The sequence below is a fragment of the Pseudomonas sp. Pdm06 genome, assembly GCF_014851795.1.
Lineage (GTDB): Bacteria > Pseudomonadota > Gammaproteobacteria > Pseudomonadales > Pseudomonadaceae > Aquipseudomonas > Aquipseudomonas fluorescens_AA.
Genome location: NZ_JACVAH010000017.1, coordinates 16,727 through 32,225, shown reverse-complemented (window position 1 = coordinate 32,225; position 15,499 = coordinate 16,727). Strand labels below are relative to the sequence as shown.

The window sequence follows — 15,499 nt, the reverse complement described above, 5'->3', positions numbered from 1 at the left end:
TCAGTCTCCCAGCGGCAAGTGATCGTCGCCACCGCGGTAATCGTCCAGGGCGAGTTTGACTCGCCTCAGGCGCTCTTGATTGTCTTCGGGATGGGCCAGCGCCAGCTCGGTGGCGAGCACGTCGATGGCCAGCAGCATGCCGTAGCGCGCCGCCGTGGGTTTGTAGATGAACGAGGTTTCGGCGCCTTGCAGGGGCAGCACGCAGTCGGCCAGTTGGGCCAGTGGCGAGTCGGCGCGGGTGACGGCCAGGATCGCCGCGCCGTAGCTGCGGGCCAACTCAACGGCACTCAACAGCTCCGGCGTGATACCGGTCAGTGAACAGGCGATGACCAGATGCTGGTCACTCAGCGAAGTGGCGGTGATGCGCATCATCACTGGGTCGCGACAGGCGGCAATCGGGTAGCCGAAACGCACCAGCCGCACCTGCAATTCCTCGCCGCACAGTGCCGACCAGCCACCGAGGCCGAACGCATGGATCATCCGTGCCTTGCCGATCATCCGCACGGCATCGCTGAACCGCGACTCTTCGAACGCCGACAGATGCTGGCGCAGAGTCGCTTCGATATCGCCGACGATCTGTCCATAAAATGCCGATTGCTCCGGCGCGCCGGCGGGGTCGAGGAAACGGCTGCCGACACCGCTGGCCTGGGCCAGTTGCAGGCGCAAGTCCCGCAGGTCGCGGCAACCGACAGTCCGGGCGAAACGCGACAGGGTAGCGCTGCTGACTTCCGCCCGTTGGGCCAGTTCATCGAGGCTGGCGGAGGCGGCGAAGCCGACGTCTTCGAGCATCAGCCGGGCGATTCTTCCTTCGCCGGCGCTGAAGGAATCCTGGCGGGAACGGATCTGGTAGAGGATGTCCATGGCGGCTCCTGTTAGGGTGCGTTGCGCTCAAAGCAAGCGCGAAAGCCCGAGGGTCAAGGCGAACGCGACCACGGAAATCAGTGTTTCGAGCACCGTCCAGGTCTTGAAGGTTTGCGTGACGGTCATATTGAAGTATTCCTTGATCAGCCAGAAACCGCCGTCGTTGACGTGGGAAAAGATAACCGACCCGGCGCCAGTCGCCAGCACCAGCAGTTCGGGATGGGGATAACCCAAGCCAATCGCCACGGGCGCGACGATGCCCGAGGCCGTGGTCATCGCCACCGTGGCCGATCCGGTGGCAACCCGCATCAGTGCGGCGAACAGCCAACCCATCACCAGCGGCGACAACTGGAACTCCTGGGCCAGGCCGACAATCTGTTGCGTGACCCCGGCGTCCACCAGGATCCGGTTCAAACCACCGCCAGCGCCCACCAGCAAGGTGATGCTGGCGGTCGGTGCCAGGCATTCGTTGGTGAACTTGAGGATCGATTCGCGGTTGAAGCCCTGGGCCAGGCCGAGGGTCCAGAAACTGAGAACGGTCGCCAGCAACAAGGCGATCACCGAGTTGCCGATGAACAGCAGGAACTGGTTGAAACCGCTGCCCGGGGTGGAGATCAGGTTGGCCCAGCCGCCGATCAACATCAGGATCACCGGCAGCAGAATGGTCCCCAGGGTCACGCCGAAACCCGGCAGCCTGGCACGCGGCTCACGGTCGAGGAATTGTCGCTCCAGCGGGTTCTCGGCCGGTAGCTGGATGCGCGGCACGATGAATTTGGCGTACAGCGGGCCGGCAATGATCGCGGTGGGAATGCCGATCAGGATCGCGTACAGCAAGGTCTGGCCCACCGAGGCCTGGAACGCCTGCACCGCCAGCATCGCCGCCGGATGGGGCGGCACCAGCGCATGGACCACCGAAAGCCCGGCGACCATCGGCAGCCCCACCATCAGGATCGACACACCCACCCGCCGGGCGATGGTGAAGGCGATGGGCACCAGCAGCACAAAGCCGACTTCGAAGAACAACGGCAAGCCCACCAGGAAGGCAATGCACACCATCGCCCAGTGGGCGTTACGCTCGCCGAAGCGTGCGATCAGCGTCTGCGCCATCCGCTCCGCCCCACCGGACTCGGCCATCATCTTGCCGAGCATCGTGCCCAAGGCCACCACCAGCGCAATGTGCCCCAGCGTCTTGCCGACACCTGCCTCGTACGCCCCCACCACACCCGACGGCGGCATCCCGGCCAGCAACGCCAGGCCAATGGAGACCAGGGTAATCACGATGAACGGATTGAGCCGATAACGGGCGATCAGAACGATCAGCGCAATGATGGCGATGGCTGCATAGACCAGTAGCCAATAACCGAAAGCAGGTGCCATGCGTTACTCCTCGAATGGGGTCACGTCGATGTGTTGTGAAACTCATAAATCATTTCGACGATGAATCTTCAAACCCACTGAAAGTAATTTTCGCCCACAGGCAAGAAATGTCGCTGACGGACATCACGATGCAGCCGCTATGAAAATCCAGCGCCGGACTTTCATTGCCTTGTGGCGAGGGAGCTTGCTCCCGCTGGGCTGCGAAGCGGCCCCAGATTCATCAACCAACGGCTGGCCGCCCCGCGCTCAATTCCGTACCATCCGCACCTGTTTTTGCACCACTCCCCGGCAGCCGACGCTCCACCGGCGCCCAGTCAGGTAAATCATGAAATCAGCCCGTCTTCGCGCCGACACCCTCGCCGGCCTCACCACCTCTTTCGCCTTGCTCCCCGAGTGCATCGCCTTCGCCCTGGTGGCCCACCTCAACCCGCTGATGGGGTTGTACGGTGCCTTCATCCTCTGCACCCTCACTGCCCTGTTCGGCGGACGGCCCGGGATGGTTTCGGGCGCGGCGGGGTCGATGGCCGTGGTGATCGTCGCGCTGGTGGTGCAGCACGGCGTGCAGTACCTGTTGGCGACCGTGCTGCTGGGCGGGCTGATCATGATGGCGTTCGGGTTGTTGCGCCTGGGCAAGCTGGTGCGCATGGTGCCGCACCCGGTGATGCTCGGCTTCGTCAACGGCCTGGCGATCGTCATTGCCCTGGCCCAGTTGGAACACTTCAAGAATGGCGAGGCCTGGCTGAGCGGCCCGCCGCTGTACCTGATGGCCGGCCTGGTGGCGCTGACCATGGCCATCGTCTACCTGCTGCCGCGTCTGACTCGCAGTGTGCCGCCGGCGCTGGTGGCCATCCTCGGTGTTGGCCTGGCGGTCGACCTGCTCGGCCTGCCGACCCGAACGCTGGGCGACATGGCCCACATCGCCGGCGGCTTGCCGACCCTTGCCCTGCCGGACATTCCCTGGAACCTGGAGACCCTGCAGATCGTCGCACCCTATGCGGTCATCATGGCGATGGTCGGTTTGCTGGAAACCTTGCTGACCTTGAACCTGACCGATGAAATCACCGAGAGCCGCGGCTATCCGGATCGTGAGTGCGTGGCGTTGGGCGCGGCCAACATGGCCTCCGGCTTGCTCGGCGGCATGGGCGGTTGCGCCATGATCGGCCAGACGATGATCAACCTCAGCTCGGGCGGACGCGGACGGTTGTCGGGCGTGGTGGCAGGGGTGATGGTGTTGCTGTTCGTGTTGTTCCTGTCGCCGCTGATCGAGCGCATCCCGCTGGCGGCACTGGTGGGCGTGATGTTCGTGGTGTCCCAGCAGACATTCGCCTGGGCCTCGTTGCGGGTGGTCAACAAAGTGCCGGCCAACGATGTGCTGGTCATCATCGCGGTGACGGTGATCACGGTGTTCACCGACCTGGCTGTCGCCGTGCTCTGCGGGATTATCATCGCGGCGCTCAACTTCGCCTGGCAACAAGCACGGGAACTGTACGCCGACACCCACGAGGAAGCCGACGGCAGCAAGCTTTATCGCTTGCACGGCACGCTGTTCTTCGCCTCGTCGACGCCGTTCCTCAACCAGTTCGACCCGGCCAACGACCCGGCCCTGGTGACCCTCGATTGCCGTCACTTGCGCTTCGTCGACTACTCGGCCGTCGCCGCACTCAAGACCCTGCGCGAGCGCTACAGCAAAGCGGGCAAGCACCTGCGGGTGTTTCACCTGTCCGAGCGTTGCAAACAAATGCTCAAGCGTGCGGGCGTGCAGCACGACTGAAAAGTATCAGGCCCGCATGGGACCTTGTGGGAGCGGGCTTGCTCGCGAAAGCGGCGTGTCAGGTAGCCTTTTTATCGACTGACACACCGCCTTCGCGAGCAAGCCCGCTCCCACAGGTCCTATGTTTTACGGATGGCTTTGAGGGTACTCACACCATCTCATCGAGAATCCACTCCACCACCGACGTCCGCTTCGGCGTCCAGCCCAGCAGCTCACGGGCGTTCGTGCCTCGCACACGGCTGTTGGAACCCAGGCCATAGTTGGCCATTTCGTAGCCCCATTCGGCCTCGGCTTCGGCCAGCGGCCAATCTTGCGGCTCGCCCAGCTTCAGCGCTCGGGCCATGGCTGTGGTCATGTCGATGAACGAGGCCTCGCCGCTTTCAACGAAATAGAACGTGCCGGGTACATTACGGGTCAGGGCCAGTTTGTACAGCTCGACCACGTCTTCGATGTGCACGTTGGACCAGATGTTCTGCCCCGGTCCCACATGCCGCACCCCCCCACTCTTACGCGCCTGCTTGAGCAGCCGTGGCAACTGCACACTGTCACGCTTGACCCCCAGGCTGTGACCGTAGATCAAGGTGTTGCAGATCACCGCCGAGTTCACGCCTTGCTTGGCGGCGTCCAGGACAAGATTGTCGATGGCGACACGGGCCGCTTTGTCGACGGTGGGCGGGGGCAGATGGCCTTCCCGGTAGATGTCATCGCTGTGACGACCACCGCTAGCATCGCCGACAATGCTCGAACCGCTGGTGTGCAGCAGCACTTTGTTCGAGCCTTCGAGCCCTTCGATCAGGGCTTCGACCGCACCCCTATGATCGCTGCTGGCGGCGTTGATCACGGCGTCGGCGGCACGGGCCTGTTCGGTGAGCAGAGCGCTGTCCTCGAGGGTGCCAATGACCGGCTCGATGCCCAGCGCAGTGAGTTCGCTCGCCTGTTCGGCACTGCGCACCAGACCGCGAACCTGATGCCCGGCGCGTACCAGGCCGTTGGCGATGGAACCGCCGATAAAACCGGCAGCGCCGGTGATGAATACGTTCATGGATAACTCCTTGGCAACCTAAGTGATGGGACGAGTATCGAGGACTGGTCCTTGCCGAAACAGTCCACATTGCCCAAATCACTCTTGCCTTGAAGTCACGAATCAGCCCTTGAAGTCCCGCGCGGCGTAGTCGGCGAGCTTGCCCTGGATGAAGTCCAGGAAGCACTGGATCCGCAGGGCCAGTTGCGAGTTGCGGTAGTACACCGCATTGATCGGCTGGCGGTATCCGCTGTTGGCATCGGCCAGCAGCACCTTCAGCCGACCGGCCTGGATGTCTTCGCGGGTCATGAAGTCTGACAGGCAGACGATGCCCTGCCCTTGCAGCGCCAGGTGCCGCACGGTCTCGCCGCTGGACGCGCTGATGGCGGGCTGGATCGGCCAGCGATCACCGTGCGGATGGCGCAGCGGCCATTGATTGAGCCCCTCGTTCTGGGCAAAACCCAGCAACGCATGCTCCGCCAGTTCGGCGACGCTGGTGGGTGTGCCGTGCCGCTTCAAATAGGCCGGGCTGGCGAGGATGTGCAACGGGCTGCAGCCCAGGGCGCGGGCGTGGAGCGTCGAGTCGGTGAGGGTGCCGATGCGGATGGCGATGTCGGTGCTTTGCTCCAGCAGGTCGATGATCAGGTCGTTGCTGTTGAGTTCGAGCTGGATATCCGGGTAAAGCCGGCGGAACTCTTCAATGTGCGGGACGATGGCGTGCAGCATGAACGGCGAGGCTGCGTTGATCCGCAAGCGTCCCGCGGGATTTTTCTGGCGGGACGACAGGCGCTCTTCCAGTTCATCCATCTGGTCGAGGATGCCTTTGGCTTGTTCGAAGAAATACTTGCCCTCCTCGGTCAGGTCCATGCGTCGCGTGGTGCGGTTGATCAGCGTGGTGTCGAGCTTGGCCTCCAGCCGCGACAGCGTGCGGCTGACCGCCGATGGCGTCTGCCCGACCTGTTCGGCGGCGGCAGAAATCGATCCGCACTCAATCACGCAGACGAAAATCTGCAACTCGTCGGATCTGGCTTTCACAGGCGTCCTCTCATGACATGCAACTCAATGTGACAGGGCTTGCCACAGATGCATGATTGCCTTCAGGTAGGTCCCGATAGTAGCCGGATTACCGCGAAAGGCCGAACACCTCGATCAAATGCCGCTCATACCGCGCCACGTCTTCTTCGATGTTCGGGCGCTTCATCACGTCCACGCACAGGAAGGTCGGCAGGCCGGTCATGCCGAGGAACTGATTGGCTTTGTGGAACGGGAAGTACACCGCGTCCACACCCTTGGCTTCGAAGAAGTCGGTCGGGTCGTCGAAGGCTTGCTGCGGGGCGTTCCAGGTCAGGGACAACATGTACTGCTTGCCTTGGATCAGGCCGCCGCTGCCATATTTCTGCGAGGCATCGGAACGGGTCCGACCGTCGCTGGCATAGAGGCTGCCGTGGCCTTCGGTGAAGACTTCGTCGATGTATTTCTTCACGGTCCACGGTGCGCCCATCCACCAGCCTGGCATCTGGTAAATGATCACGTCGGCCCAGAGGAACTTGGCGACTTCCTCCTGGACGTCGTAGCCGCCGTCGATAAAGGTGGTTTTCACATCGAAACCGCCACGGTCCAACACGCTGAGCGCCGTGTCATGGAGGGTGGCGTTGTAGCGACCGTCGGAATGGGCGAATTGTTTGCCGCCGTTGAGCAACAGGACTTTTTTCATGGGGAGCCTCATCGGGTTCCACGGCGTGGGCCGTTGGAGGGCCGCTGCATGGAAAGGTTGAAAATGATGGCGGCAGAGTACCGACGAGCTTCGCGCGGAATAAGCACCGCAACGGCAAAACTGATTTGACCTATACGCAAGAATGGAAGACCTATTGTTGCCGTAAGCTCCGACACCTCTTTTATTTCAGGAGCCATCTCGATGAGCGAACTGCACGGTTTCATCCTGCATGCCAAGACCCGTCCGGAAAAAGCCGAAGCCTTCGAAGCGCTGTTTCGCGCCTACGTCGAGCCAAGCCGTGCCGAGCCCGGTTGCATCGAATACCACATGCTGCGGGACCAGCAGGATCCAACGCTGTTTATCTTCTATGAGATCTGGGCCTCCCAGGCGCACCTGGAGGTGCACTCGAACCTGCCGCACATGCGGCAATTCTTCGAGCAACGCATGGACTATCTGGAGCGCGACTTCGACATCCGTCGCGTCGACATGCTCAGCCCTTCCTCGGCTAGCCGCTGATCAGCAGATGGCCGCCGAGCACGCCGAGGCCGATGAAAAATGCCCGTTTGAACAACACGGCGCTGATCCTCTGGCGCAACCATTGCCCCAGCCACATCCCCAGCAGCGCCGGTGCCAGCGCCAGTAACGAAGCGCTCAATTCGCCGCCGCCCAGTTCGCCGCGCCACAACAGGCCGGCGGCCAGGGCCAGAGTAGAAACGGTGAATGACAGGCCCAGGGCTTGCACCAATTCATCCTTGCTCAAGCCCAGCGCTTGCAGATAGGGCACCGCCGGAATGACGAACACACCGGTGGCGGAGGTGATGAGGCCGGTCAGCAGCCCACAAAGCGGAGCGATCCACGATTCGGCATCGGGACCGACCCGCAGCGTCGGCAGCAACAGCCCGCTCAACGCATACAGCAACAACGCCCCGCCCAAGGCCCGCACCACCCAAGCCCCGCCCGTCATACCGAGCCACAGCGTACCGAGCCCAGTGCCCATGAAAATCGCCAGCAACAGCGGCCACAGGCGCCGGATCAGGGCTTGCAGATGACCGCCAAACGCCAGTTGCCAGAGATTGGTCAGGGTCGCCGGGATAATCAGCAACGCCGCAGCCTGCGCCGGAGCCATAGCCAGCCCGAGCAAGCCCATGGAGATGGTCGGCAGCCCCAGGCCGATCACACCCTTGATGGTACCGGCCAGCAGGAAGGTGGCGATGACCAGCAGGGACAGGGCCAGGCCGAGATTTTGATAGAAAGCGATGAGTGTGTTCATGGGCGTATCGTGCACCCCGGGACTTGGCTTGAAAATCTGCCATATACTGAGGGTGCCTCTCTTGTGGCAAGAGGCTGTTCATTCGCTGATGCTGCCGACGCTATCGCGAGCAAGCTCGCTCCCACAGGGGGTTGCATTTCAAACTGTGGGAGCGAGCTTGCTCGCGATGGCGACGTACCAAACACCAGACAAACCCGGCACAGGATCACCCGCCCATGCACTTCGACCTCACCGACCTGCGCCTCTACCTGAACATCCTCGACACCGGCAACATCACCGCCGGTGCGGCCCGCAGCCATTTGTCCCTGGCCGCGGCCAGTGCGCGGGTCCGGGCCATGGAAGCTTCCCTGGGCATCGAGCTGCTTGAGCGCGGACGGCGTGGCGTAGCCCCAACGCCGGCTGGCAGGGCCCTGGCCGAGCACGCCCGAGTCCTGTTGCAACAGGCCGAACGCCTGCAACAGGATCTGGCCGAATACGCCAAGGGCGTCAAAGGCCGGGTACGATTGTTGTGCAACACCAGCGCCATGACCGAGTACCTGCCCGAACTGCTGGCAGGTTTTCTCAAGGCCCATCCCAACCTCGACATCGACCTGCAGGAATTACCCAGCTCACGGATCACCCATGCGCTGCGCCAGGGCGCGGCGGACCTGGGGATCGTTTCCGACGCGGTGGATACCCACGGCCTTCAGGCCTGGCCGTTTCGCGACGATCCACTGGTCTTGATCCTACCAACCGGGCACCCACTGGCTGACGGTCGAGCCGTGCGTTTCAGCGAGACCCTCAGCCACGACTATGTCGGCCTGAACGCCTCCAGTGCCCTGGCGATTCACCTGGAAGAACAGGCCCTGCACATCGGCTCACGCATGCAAATCCGCATTCGTGCCGATGGTTTCGACGGCATGATTCGCATGGTGGCCCATGGTGCAGGCATTGCCATCGTGCCGAAGGCGGCCATCGACCGGCGCCCGCCCGAGCCTTCGTATCACTGCGTCCCGCTGCAAGAGGCCTGGACCCACCGGGCGCTGCTGCTGTGCGCCCGCAACTTCGACGGTTTGCCGGCCTACGCCACGGCCCTGGCTCGACATCTGGCCGATTGATGCGCGCTTCTGGATAGCTCGATGTCGACCACAGGCATCTACCTGCCCAGGCCACGCGTTAGGGTGCCTGTTCTCTTCCGCCCCTTTCGGAGTTCACATGACCGCCCCCATCACCGTCCTGCGCGACACCCATCCGCTGCCCGTACTCGATGCCTGCAAATGGGAAAAACTCGAAGGCGACCCGCACACCGTCAACCTCAACGCCTACACCAGCGAAGACGGCAGCAAGATCATGGGCACCTGGATCTGCACACCCGGCAAATGGTATGTGGAATACGTGAAGTGGGAGTACTGCCATTTCCAGGAAGGCTACTGCATCATCACCCCAGAGGGCCTGGAGCCGATCCATCTGCGCGCCGGTGACATCTTCGTCATCGAGCCAGGCATGAAAGGCACGTGGGAAGTGGTCGAGACCGTGCGCAAATATTTCGTCTTCGCCTGACGAACGCGCTTGACCGATACGCTGTGCTCAAAGGCGCGCCTGGAGCACAGCGCAGCATGACCGCCCGCTATGCCGTCACGTCGACGGTGCTGATTTTACCGCTGCGATACGCCTCGAATATCTGATGCAGGCTCGATCGGGCATCGCCTTTCGCAGTGAAAATGCCGCCACACCCCCGATTGGCCGCCGCATAACTTTCATCCTCCATCAATATCTGGTGCGCCTGCTTCAGGTTCCAGAACGGCACGCCGGCAAACAGGTGGTGCGTCAGATGATAGTTATCGCCATGCATACCGATAAACAATCGCTCGACCGGCGTGGGGAAACGATTGCGCGTCAGTTGCACCTCATCCTTGTACACCCCGAACATGCCGAAGTGCTCGGAAATCTCGGAGAGCCAGCCAATCACCTGGAATACCGTGAAGTAAGGGACCAACCAGAACAGGACATAAGCCCACGGGCCGACAAAGTAATTGAAGAGCAATAACATGGCGCCATGAACCGCCAGAAGCTTCAAGCCCTGTAACGGATTGGCCAGGATGTCCCCCGCCCGGTTCTTGACCAGATAAAGGAAGTACTTGTAGGTGTTGACCAGCGTCACGCTCCTGAACAAATGACGGAACAGGAAGTCCAGACGGTCCTGAGCCTCGTACAAACCCGACTCGATATAGAAACGATGGTCGGGATCCTTCAGCTTGTCGCCCAGATGGTGATGGTGCATCTGCACATGGGATCGACGATAGGCTTCATAGTCCTGGAAGATGGGGTAGGCCAACAAATATTCACCGACCCATTTGTTAAGCGCCTTGCTTTGAGCCAACGTCATATGCGCCGCTTCGTGCAAAAGCGAGGCAAGTGCCCGCTGCCGAGAGCCAATGAACAACAATGCCAGCGGATAAAGCGCGTTATAGCGATTGGCTAGAAATATCGCCGAGACAATGATCAGAAGATCCGCACCCAGGGCAACCAGCCAGTGCCAATTGTCTTTTTTGTACAAAGGCCGCAGACGCAGCCTGAGTGCAGCAGAAGGATTAAACCTGTTCACATCGTTCATCGGAATTCCCTTTCGTAACTCGAAGTGATGAATACAGGCGCGAAACGCCTGCGCAACCTTGATTACTTCCCCAGACAAAACAATTAATGCAGTACCACTGCCGCAGACGGTCACCTGCCAGGCACACGACGCACATTCCATTGCGACAAACCGCACGACATAGACTTTTTATTTACAGGCTATTGATTGCCTCATTGATCATTTACAACTCGGCCAATAACGCGATGAACTCATCCACGTCTTGAGCGTTGTTCCTCCCATTGATGGAAACGCGCACAAAACGCTCATGCCCCTGCGCCAACATGAAGTACGGCGTATGCGATGCATATCCCGGCCAAGCGTTGATACCTCGGGCCCGCAGATAACTGACGAGTTCTGTCGCCGAACGACGCTCATGGGTGAACGCGATGATGCCCTGATGGTGAGTGCCCGGAGCAATCAAGTTGACACCGGGGGTCTCTGCCAGACGCCTGAGCAGCACTCGATAGAGCTCGGACTCCGCCCCGTAGGCGCTCGACAGGCGCTCTTTGATCGCCTGGTTCAAACCCACTACGGCCGCGTTGTTACGCTCGGCATATTCAAAACAGCGGGCATCTCCCACCCCTCGCGTGACGACGCCGCTGACATCGACCGTGGCCCGGCCCAGGTCAGTGAAACGAGGCTGCGCGGTGGCCAGGAAACGCTCGGACAGGTAGGCAAACCCTGTTCCCCTTGGCCCACACAGGAACTTTCTGCCGGCAGCCGTCAACACATCGCAGCCGGCGGCGCCCACGTCCAGCGCCAGCATGCCCGCCGATTGACAGGCATCGACAAAGTACCAGGCCGAGTAGTCGCGCAGGATATCGCCCACCGCCTCGATGTCATTCACAATGCCACAGCAAGAAGGGACATGGACGATCGAGACCAACTTGACCTCGGCGCTCATGTGCCGGGCCAGCCATTGCAGGTCGAGGTTGCCATCGGCCAGCAGCGGTATCACTTCAACCACTACCCCATGCAGGCGCTGCAATGTTGCAAGTGCGATCAAGTTGCCCGCGTATTCGTAGGGAGTGACCAGAACACGTGCGCCTTCGGACCAGGTCAATGCCTCCAGCGCGGTCACCCAAGCCTTGGTCGCCCCATCGAAAAGCGCCACGTTACGCGCATCGGCGCCCAGCAGCCGGGCAATGTTTTCATAGACCTCAACGTCCAGCACAGAGGCGTAATTCAATTCGGTTTCATAAGCCCCCGACTCAAACTCGTCCTGCAGATAACGTTGCATCAGCTTCAGCGTCTCGGCAGACATCAGCCCCGAACCCGCCGTATTGAAGTGAATCATCAATCACCTCTCACGCCTTGAACCCAGGAAATAAAACAGACTGGCCACGACCACGCACATGGATAACAGGTAGAACACCGCCCAAGGTGCAAAGAGCGACAGGGCAACACCGCATAGCACCGGCCCCAGCGCAGCTCCCAGGTTGGACAGGTTTTGCGCACCGTAGTACACGCCGCGCATATCCTCCGGGGCGATGTAATCGATGAACAGGTATTCCACCGGGATAATGATGATTTCACCCACGGTAAAAACGATCATGGCCAATACCCAGGCCAGCGGAGTCTGTGCGTAACAAAACCCCATCAGGCCAACCACGAAAAACAACATGCCCAGCATCAACATCCGGAACAAATTGTTCTGGTTGATCCTGGAGCCGACCAGGTATTGCAAACCAATCACCACGCAAGCATTGGTGGTGACCAGATAGTTGATGATCTTGTAGGTGTTCTCCGGCGTGCTGGTCACGATCAGGTATTGCGACAAATAGGCCGTGAACTGACCGAACACGACAGCACTGAGAACGCCTCCGATCGTAAAACACACCAGCTTGTAGTTACGCACCAAATGGACCAGCACGCGGGCAAAATCATGATTTGGCCGCTCTACGCCTTCTCCACGAGGAAGCCGTGCCCCCATCCCGCTGTACAACACGACAAAAGCCACCCCGATCAAGGCCGAAACCGCAAACGGCAGGCCGGGACTGACTTTCGCGCACAGCACACCCAGGAAAGGACCGATGGCATAACCGACGTTGGTCAGCGTGTACTTCATGGAAAACACGCTCGCCCGCTTGTCCGCCGTCACCAGGAAACCTATGCCTGATTTCACCGCGATATCGATCACCGCATAGGCGAGGTTGACCACCACGATAGCGATGATGAACGGCACCAGGCTGGCCACCTGATAAGCCACGGCAAACGCCAAGGCAAACAGCGTGGCGGCACCGAGCAGGATCCGGTAGTTGGAAAACCGGTCCACCAGAAAACCGCCGTAGACACCCAGGATGGAGCTGACGATCAGCGCACCGCCCACCACAAGACCGATATCGGTGACCCCCAGGCCAAAGGCCTGGGAGAAATAAACCACCAGATAAGGCAAGGCCAGCGCCCGGGCAACGGTCAGGATGAACGTCGCCGACAGCAGCAGAACCACGGGCCGGGTATACACCTTGAATCCACCCTGCACCGCCAGCTCTCCCGACACGTCTTTCATGACAACATTTCCCTGTACACGCCGGGTTCGTCCTCGCGCAGCAACTCGATGCTCTTCTGAATGGCTGCACGGTCACGGTCGAGAATGAACACGTGCCCCGGGCAGTTTTCCAGGGAAACGGTTTCCTTGAGCGCCCCTTCGTCCTGAATCTTGATGCTGTGTACGCCCGGGATCGCTTTCCACCGGGCGAGGTCCGGCGCACGCTTGATGGGCCCAGCCTGTCGTGCGATCAGGAACACGCAGCTGGAATGGAAATAAAGCTTGTTTCTCGGGCGTTGCCGGTAATCGAGAAAGGCCTGGGGGTTGATCAACGAATCGATCCACAGGCTCAACTGGTTATGCCCCAAGGCCCGGGTATAGGCCGACAGGTCGATACCGCCCGGCATGCGTGCCGCGGTTTCAAGCAACACCGGTTCGTCGTCGACAATCATCAGTTCGCTGTGACCGACGCCCTGCTGGATACCCAGTGCATCGAGCACGGAAAAAATGTATTGCGACAGGCGACGGTAGACGTCGGCATTGTCCACCGGGCACATCAGCTGGTTGTAGTCGTGTACGGGCGAATCGCCAATCCGAGTGCGGTACACCCGGATGATTTCGCTGACATAGTGCTGGCCGTCGACACTCACGGTATTGACGCAGTATTCGATGTCCACGTCCGTGGATTTGCTCGCCGACAACTCCGAGTTGAAATCCGAATTGTCCAGGTACTGCTGGACCAGGATTTCCTCGTTGCTTTCAAGGAACAGGTTCTGGCTCGACTTGATGACCTCGAAGGCCTGTTCGACTTCGCTTTCCTGCGTACAGATATGAATATTGTCGGATCCGGCACTTTTGATCGGCTTCAACACCACCGGCAGGATGCGTTGTTCTTTTACCCACTCCAGAATCGCTGCCAGCGAATCCGACTTGAAATGCTTGATCGAGCGCACGCCCGCCCGCTGCAAGGCTTCATGCATTTCGAACTTGTCGCGCCAGCGAACAGCGTGCGCCGGATCATTGCGGCGAGGGACATCGAACAGGCCCGCCAGATGCGCGGCCAGCTCAACGCCAAACTCGCAGCCGGCCAGCACGAACTGCACCGAGTAATCGGACAATGCCTGCTGCAGCTCGGCGTCAGAGTGATAGAGAACGTCCTGGATAAAGTCGGCCGGCCGGAGCCAGGACTTGTAGAAGGCGTTGACATTGGCGGTGGAACGCACGTGCACGCATTCGAATCCACGGGAAATAAAGGCAGGCGCGATGAGGCTGCCGATCGAATAGGCATCCACGATCAGCACAATGTTTTTCTTATAGATCACTTGATCGTCTCCGGGGCACGGCTGAGTTCGCGGACGGTAGCCTTGATAATCCCGGCGGCTTTATGAATATCGTCGCGGCTGATGTTGAGATGCGGCATGAAGCGCATTTCCCTGGCGTTATAAGGCAAGCCCCCCACCCCTTTCTGACGCAGAAGAGTGGCGAACTGCACCGGCGCGACACCCAGCGCGGCAATGTCCAGGGTGACCATGTTCGTGCCCTTGTAGCGCGCAGGCGCCTCGTCGATGTCATTGAGCAACTGGTGCAGCAACGCCGCGTGCTCATGGTCGTCGGCCAACCGCTCGACGTGGTTTTGCATCGCATAAAGCCCCGCCGCCGCCATCATGCCGGCCTGGTGCAAATCACCACCGAACCATTTGCGGTATTTTTTGGCGCGCAGTATCAGTTCTTGCGAACCCACCATGATCGAACCGATCGGCGCCCCCAATCCCTTCGACAGGCACATGGACAGCAGATCAGCGTTGTCGGTGTATGAAGTCACATCGATACCGGAGGCAATCGACGCATGGAGAATGCGTGCGCCATCGAGATAACGATAGGCACCGATATCCTTGGCGTAAGCAAAGACATCGTTCATTTGTTGCAGCGGAAAAATGTCCCCGCCTTTGCAGCCGAGGGTGTTTTCGATCACCACTACCCGCGGCAAGGCATAGTTCTGACTCCAGCGGCATTTGGAGGCGTGGAGTTTTTCCAGGTCAGCGACGTCGAACAGACCGTTGTCGTGGTTGGACAGCGAAAAGTTGACCCCTGAAAAAGCCGACGTCGAGGCCGACTCATAGAAATTGATGTGGTACGAAGCGTCGAGGAATATCTCGTCGCCCGGGTTCGTCAGTGCCTTGATCGCCAACTGGTTGCTCAAGGTGCCGCCCGAGGTGAACAGCGCCGCTTCCTTCTGGAAGTAATTGGCGCAGTACTCCTCCAGTGCACGCACTGTCGGGTCTTCACCGAAGCAGTCATCGCCCACTTCAGCCTGATAAATCGCCTTGCGCATGCCTTCCGTTGGCTTGGTTACCGTGTCGCTTCTCAGATCGATAAACATAAA

Annotated in this window: 15 protein-coding genes; 4 read left to right on the top strand and 11 right to left on the bottom strand. The window is 60.3% G+C overall.

Annotated elements, in window-relative coordinates; translation table 11 throughout:
* Together IB266_RS24335 and IB266_RS24330 are read right to left on the bottom strand one after the other, a co-directional pair.
* The gene (locus tag IB266_RS24335) at positions 1-861 is read right to left on the bottom strand and encodes a MurR/RpiR family transcriptional regulator (RefSeq protein ID WP_192262904.1); all 861 of its coding nucleotides are present in this window, start codon (positions 859-861) and stop codon (positions 1-3) included.
* Positions 862-888: 27 nt separating this feature from the next.
* Positions 889-2,238 carry a gluconate:H+ symporter gene (locus IB266_RS24330; protein WP_192262902.1) on the bottom strand — a complete coding sequence of 450 codons (1,350 nt, stop codon included), beginning with the start codon at positions 2,236-2,238 and terminating at the stop codon, positions 889-891.
* Between the two features lie 325 nt (positions 2,239-2,563).
* On the opposite strand from IB266_RS24330, the gene IB266_RS24325 reads away from it, so the two are divergent.
* The gene (locus IB266_RS24325; protein WP_192262894.1) at positions 2,564-4,009 is read left to right on the top strand and encodes a SulP family inorganic anion transporter; all 1,446 of its coding nucleotides are present in this window, start codon (positions 2,564-2,566) and stop codon (positions 4,007-4,009) included.
* Positions 4,010-4,157: 148 nt separating this feature from the next.
* Here IB266_RS24325 and IB266_RS24320 read toward each other — a convergent pair whose 3' ends face one another.
* The 3 genes from IB266_RS24320 to IB266_RS24310 all read right to left on the bottom strand — a co-directional run bounded on the left by IB266_RS24320 (position 4,158) and on the right by IB266_RS24310 (position 6,744).
* Positions 4,158-5,051 (bottom strand): NAD-dependent epimerase/dehydratase family protein, encoded by an 894-nt coding sequence (locus IB266_RS24320; protein ID WP_192262892.1) that lies wholly within the window; start codon positions 5,049-5,051, stop codon positions 4,158-4,160.
* Positions 5,052-5,153: 102 nt separating this feature from the next.
* Entirely contained in the window at positions 5,154-6,065 is a 912-nt protein-coding gene (locus IB266_RS24315) for a LysR substrate-binding domain-containing protein (RefSeq protein ID WP_192262890.1), read from the bottom strand.
* An 88-nt stretch (positions 6,066-6,153) separates the two neighbouring features.
* Positions 6,154-6,744, bottom strand: a complete 591-nt coding sequence (locus tag IB266_RS24310; protein ID WP_092328719.1) for an NAD(P)H-dependent oxidoreductase — start codon at positions 6,742-6,744, stop codon at positions 6,154-6,156.
* A gap of 201 nt (positions 6,745-6,945) precedes the next feature.
* On the opposite strand from IB266_RS24310, the gene IB266_RS24305 reads away from it, so the two are divergent.
* Positions 6,946-7,260: a putative quinol monooxygenase gene (locus IB266_RS24305; RefSeq protein WP_060739282.1), complete on the top strand. Its 315-nt coding sequence runs from the start codon at positions 6,946-6,948 to the stop codon at positions 7,258-7,260.
* Here IB266_RS24305 and IB266_RS24300 read toward each other — a convergent pair.
* Positions 7,250-8,014, bottom strand: coding sequence for a sulfite exporter TauE/SafE family protein (locus IB266_RS24300; protein ID WP_192262885.1), 765 nt, complete (start codon positions 8,012-8,014; stop codon positions 7,250-7,252). The two genes, IB266_RS24305 and IB266_RS24300, sit on opposite strands and share 11 nt — an antisense overlap.
* A 215-nt stretch (positions 8,015-8,229) precedes the next feature.
* On the opposite strand from IB266_RS24300, the gene IB266_RS24295 reads away from it, so the two are divergent.
* Complete coding sequence (locus IB266_RS24295; protein WP_192262883.1) at positions 8,230-9,111, top strand: LysR substrate-binding domain-containing protein; 882 nt, start codon at positions 8,230-8,232, stop codon at positions 9,109-9,111.
* 97 nt (positions 9,112-9,208) lie between these two features.
* Complete coding sequence (locus IB266_RS24290) at positions 9,209-9,553, top strand: cupin domain-containing protein (RefSeq protein ID WP_060739285.1); 345 nt, start codon at positions 9,209-9,211, stop codon at positions 9,551-9,553.
* A 67-nt stretch (positions 9,554-9,620) separates the two neighbouring features.
* Here IB266_RS24290 and gntB read toward each other — a convergent pair whose 3' ends face one another.
* The 5 genes from gntB to IB266_RS24265 are packed head-to-tail and all read right to left on the bottom strand — an operon-like array spanning position 9,621 to position 15,496.
* Positions 9,621-10,763 carry a guanitoxin biosynthesis L-arginine gamma (S) hydroxylase gene (gene gntB / locus IB266_RS24285; protein ID WP_318646603.1) on the bottom strand — a complete coding sequence of 381 codons (1,143 nt, stop codon included), beginning with the start codon at positions 10,761-10,763 and terminating at the stop codon, positions 9,621-9,623.
* A gap of 46 nt (positions 10,764-10,809) precedes the next feature.
* Complete coding sequence (locus IB266_RS24280) at positions 10,810-11,925, bottom strand: aminotransferase class V-fold PLP-dependent enzyme (RefSeq protein ID WP_192262879.1); 1,116 nt, start codon at positions 11,923-11,925, stop codon at positions 10,810-10,812.
* A 3-nt stretch (positions 11,926-11,928) separates the two neighbouring features.
* A complete protein-coding gene (locus IB266_RS24275; protein WP_412548321.1) occupies positions 11,929-13,110 on the bottom strand; it encodes an MFS transporter in 1,182 nt (393 codons plus the stop codon).
* Between the two features lie 23 nt (positions 13,111-13,133).
* Positions 13,134-14,438 (bottom strand): hypothetical protein, encoded by a 1,305-nt coding sequence (locus IB266_RS24270; protein ID WP_192262875.1) that lies wholly within the window; start codon positions 14,436-14,438, stop codon positions 13,134-13,136.
* Positions 14,435-15,496 carry a threonine aldolase family protein gene (locus IB266_RS24265; RefSeq protein ID WP_192262873.1) on the bottom strand — a complete coding sequence of 354 codons (1,062 nt, stop codon included), beginning with the start codon at positions 15,494-15,496 and terminating at the stop codon, positions 14,435-14,437. The genes IB266_RS24270 and IB266_RS24265 overlap by 4 nt, the downstream gene beginning before the upstream one ends.
* Positions 15,497-15,499 lie beyond the last annotated feature (3 nt).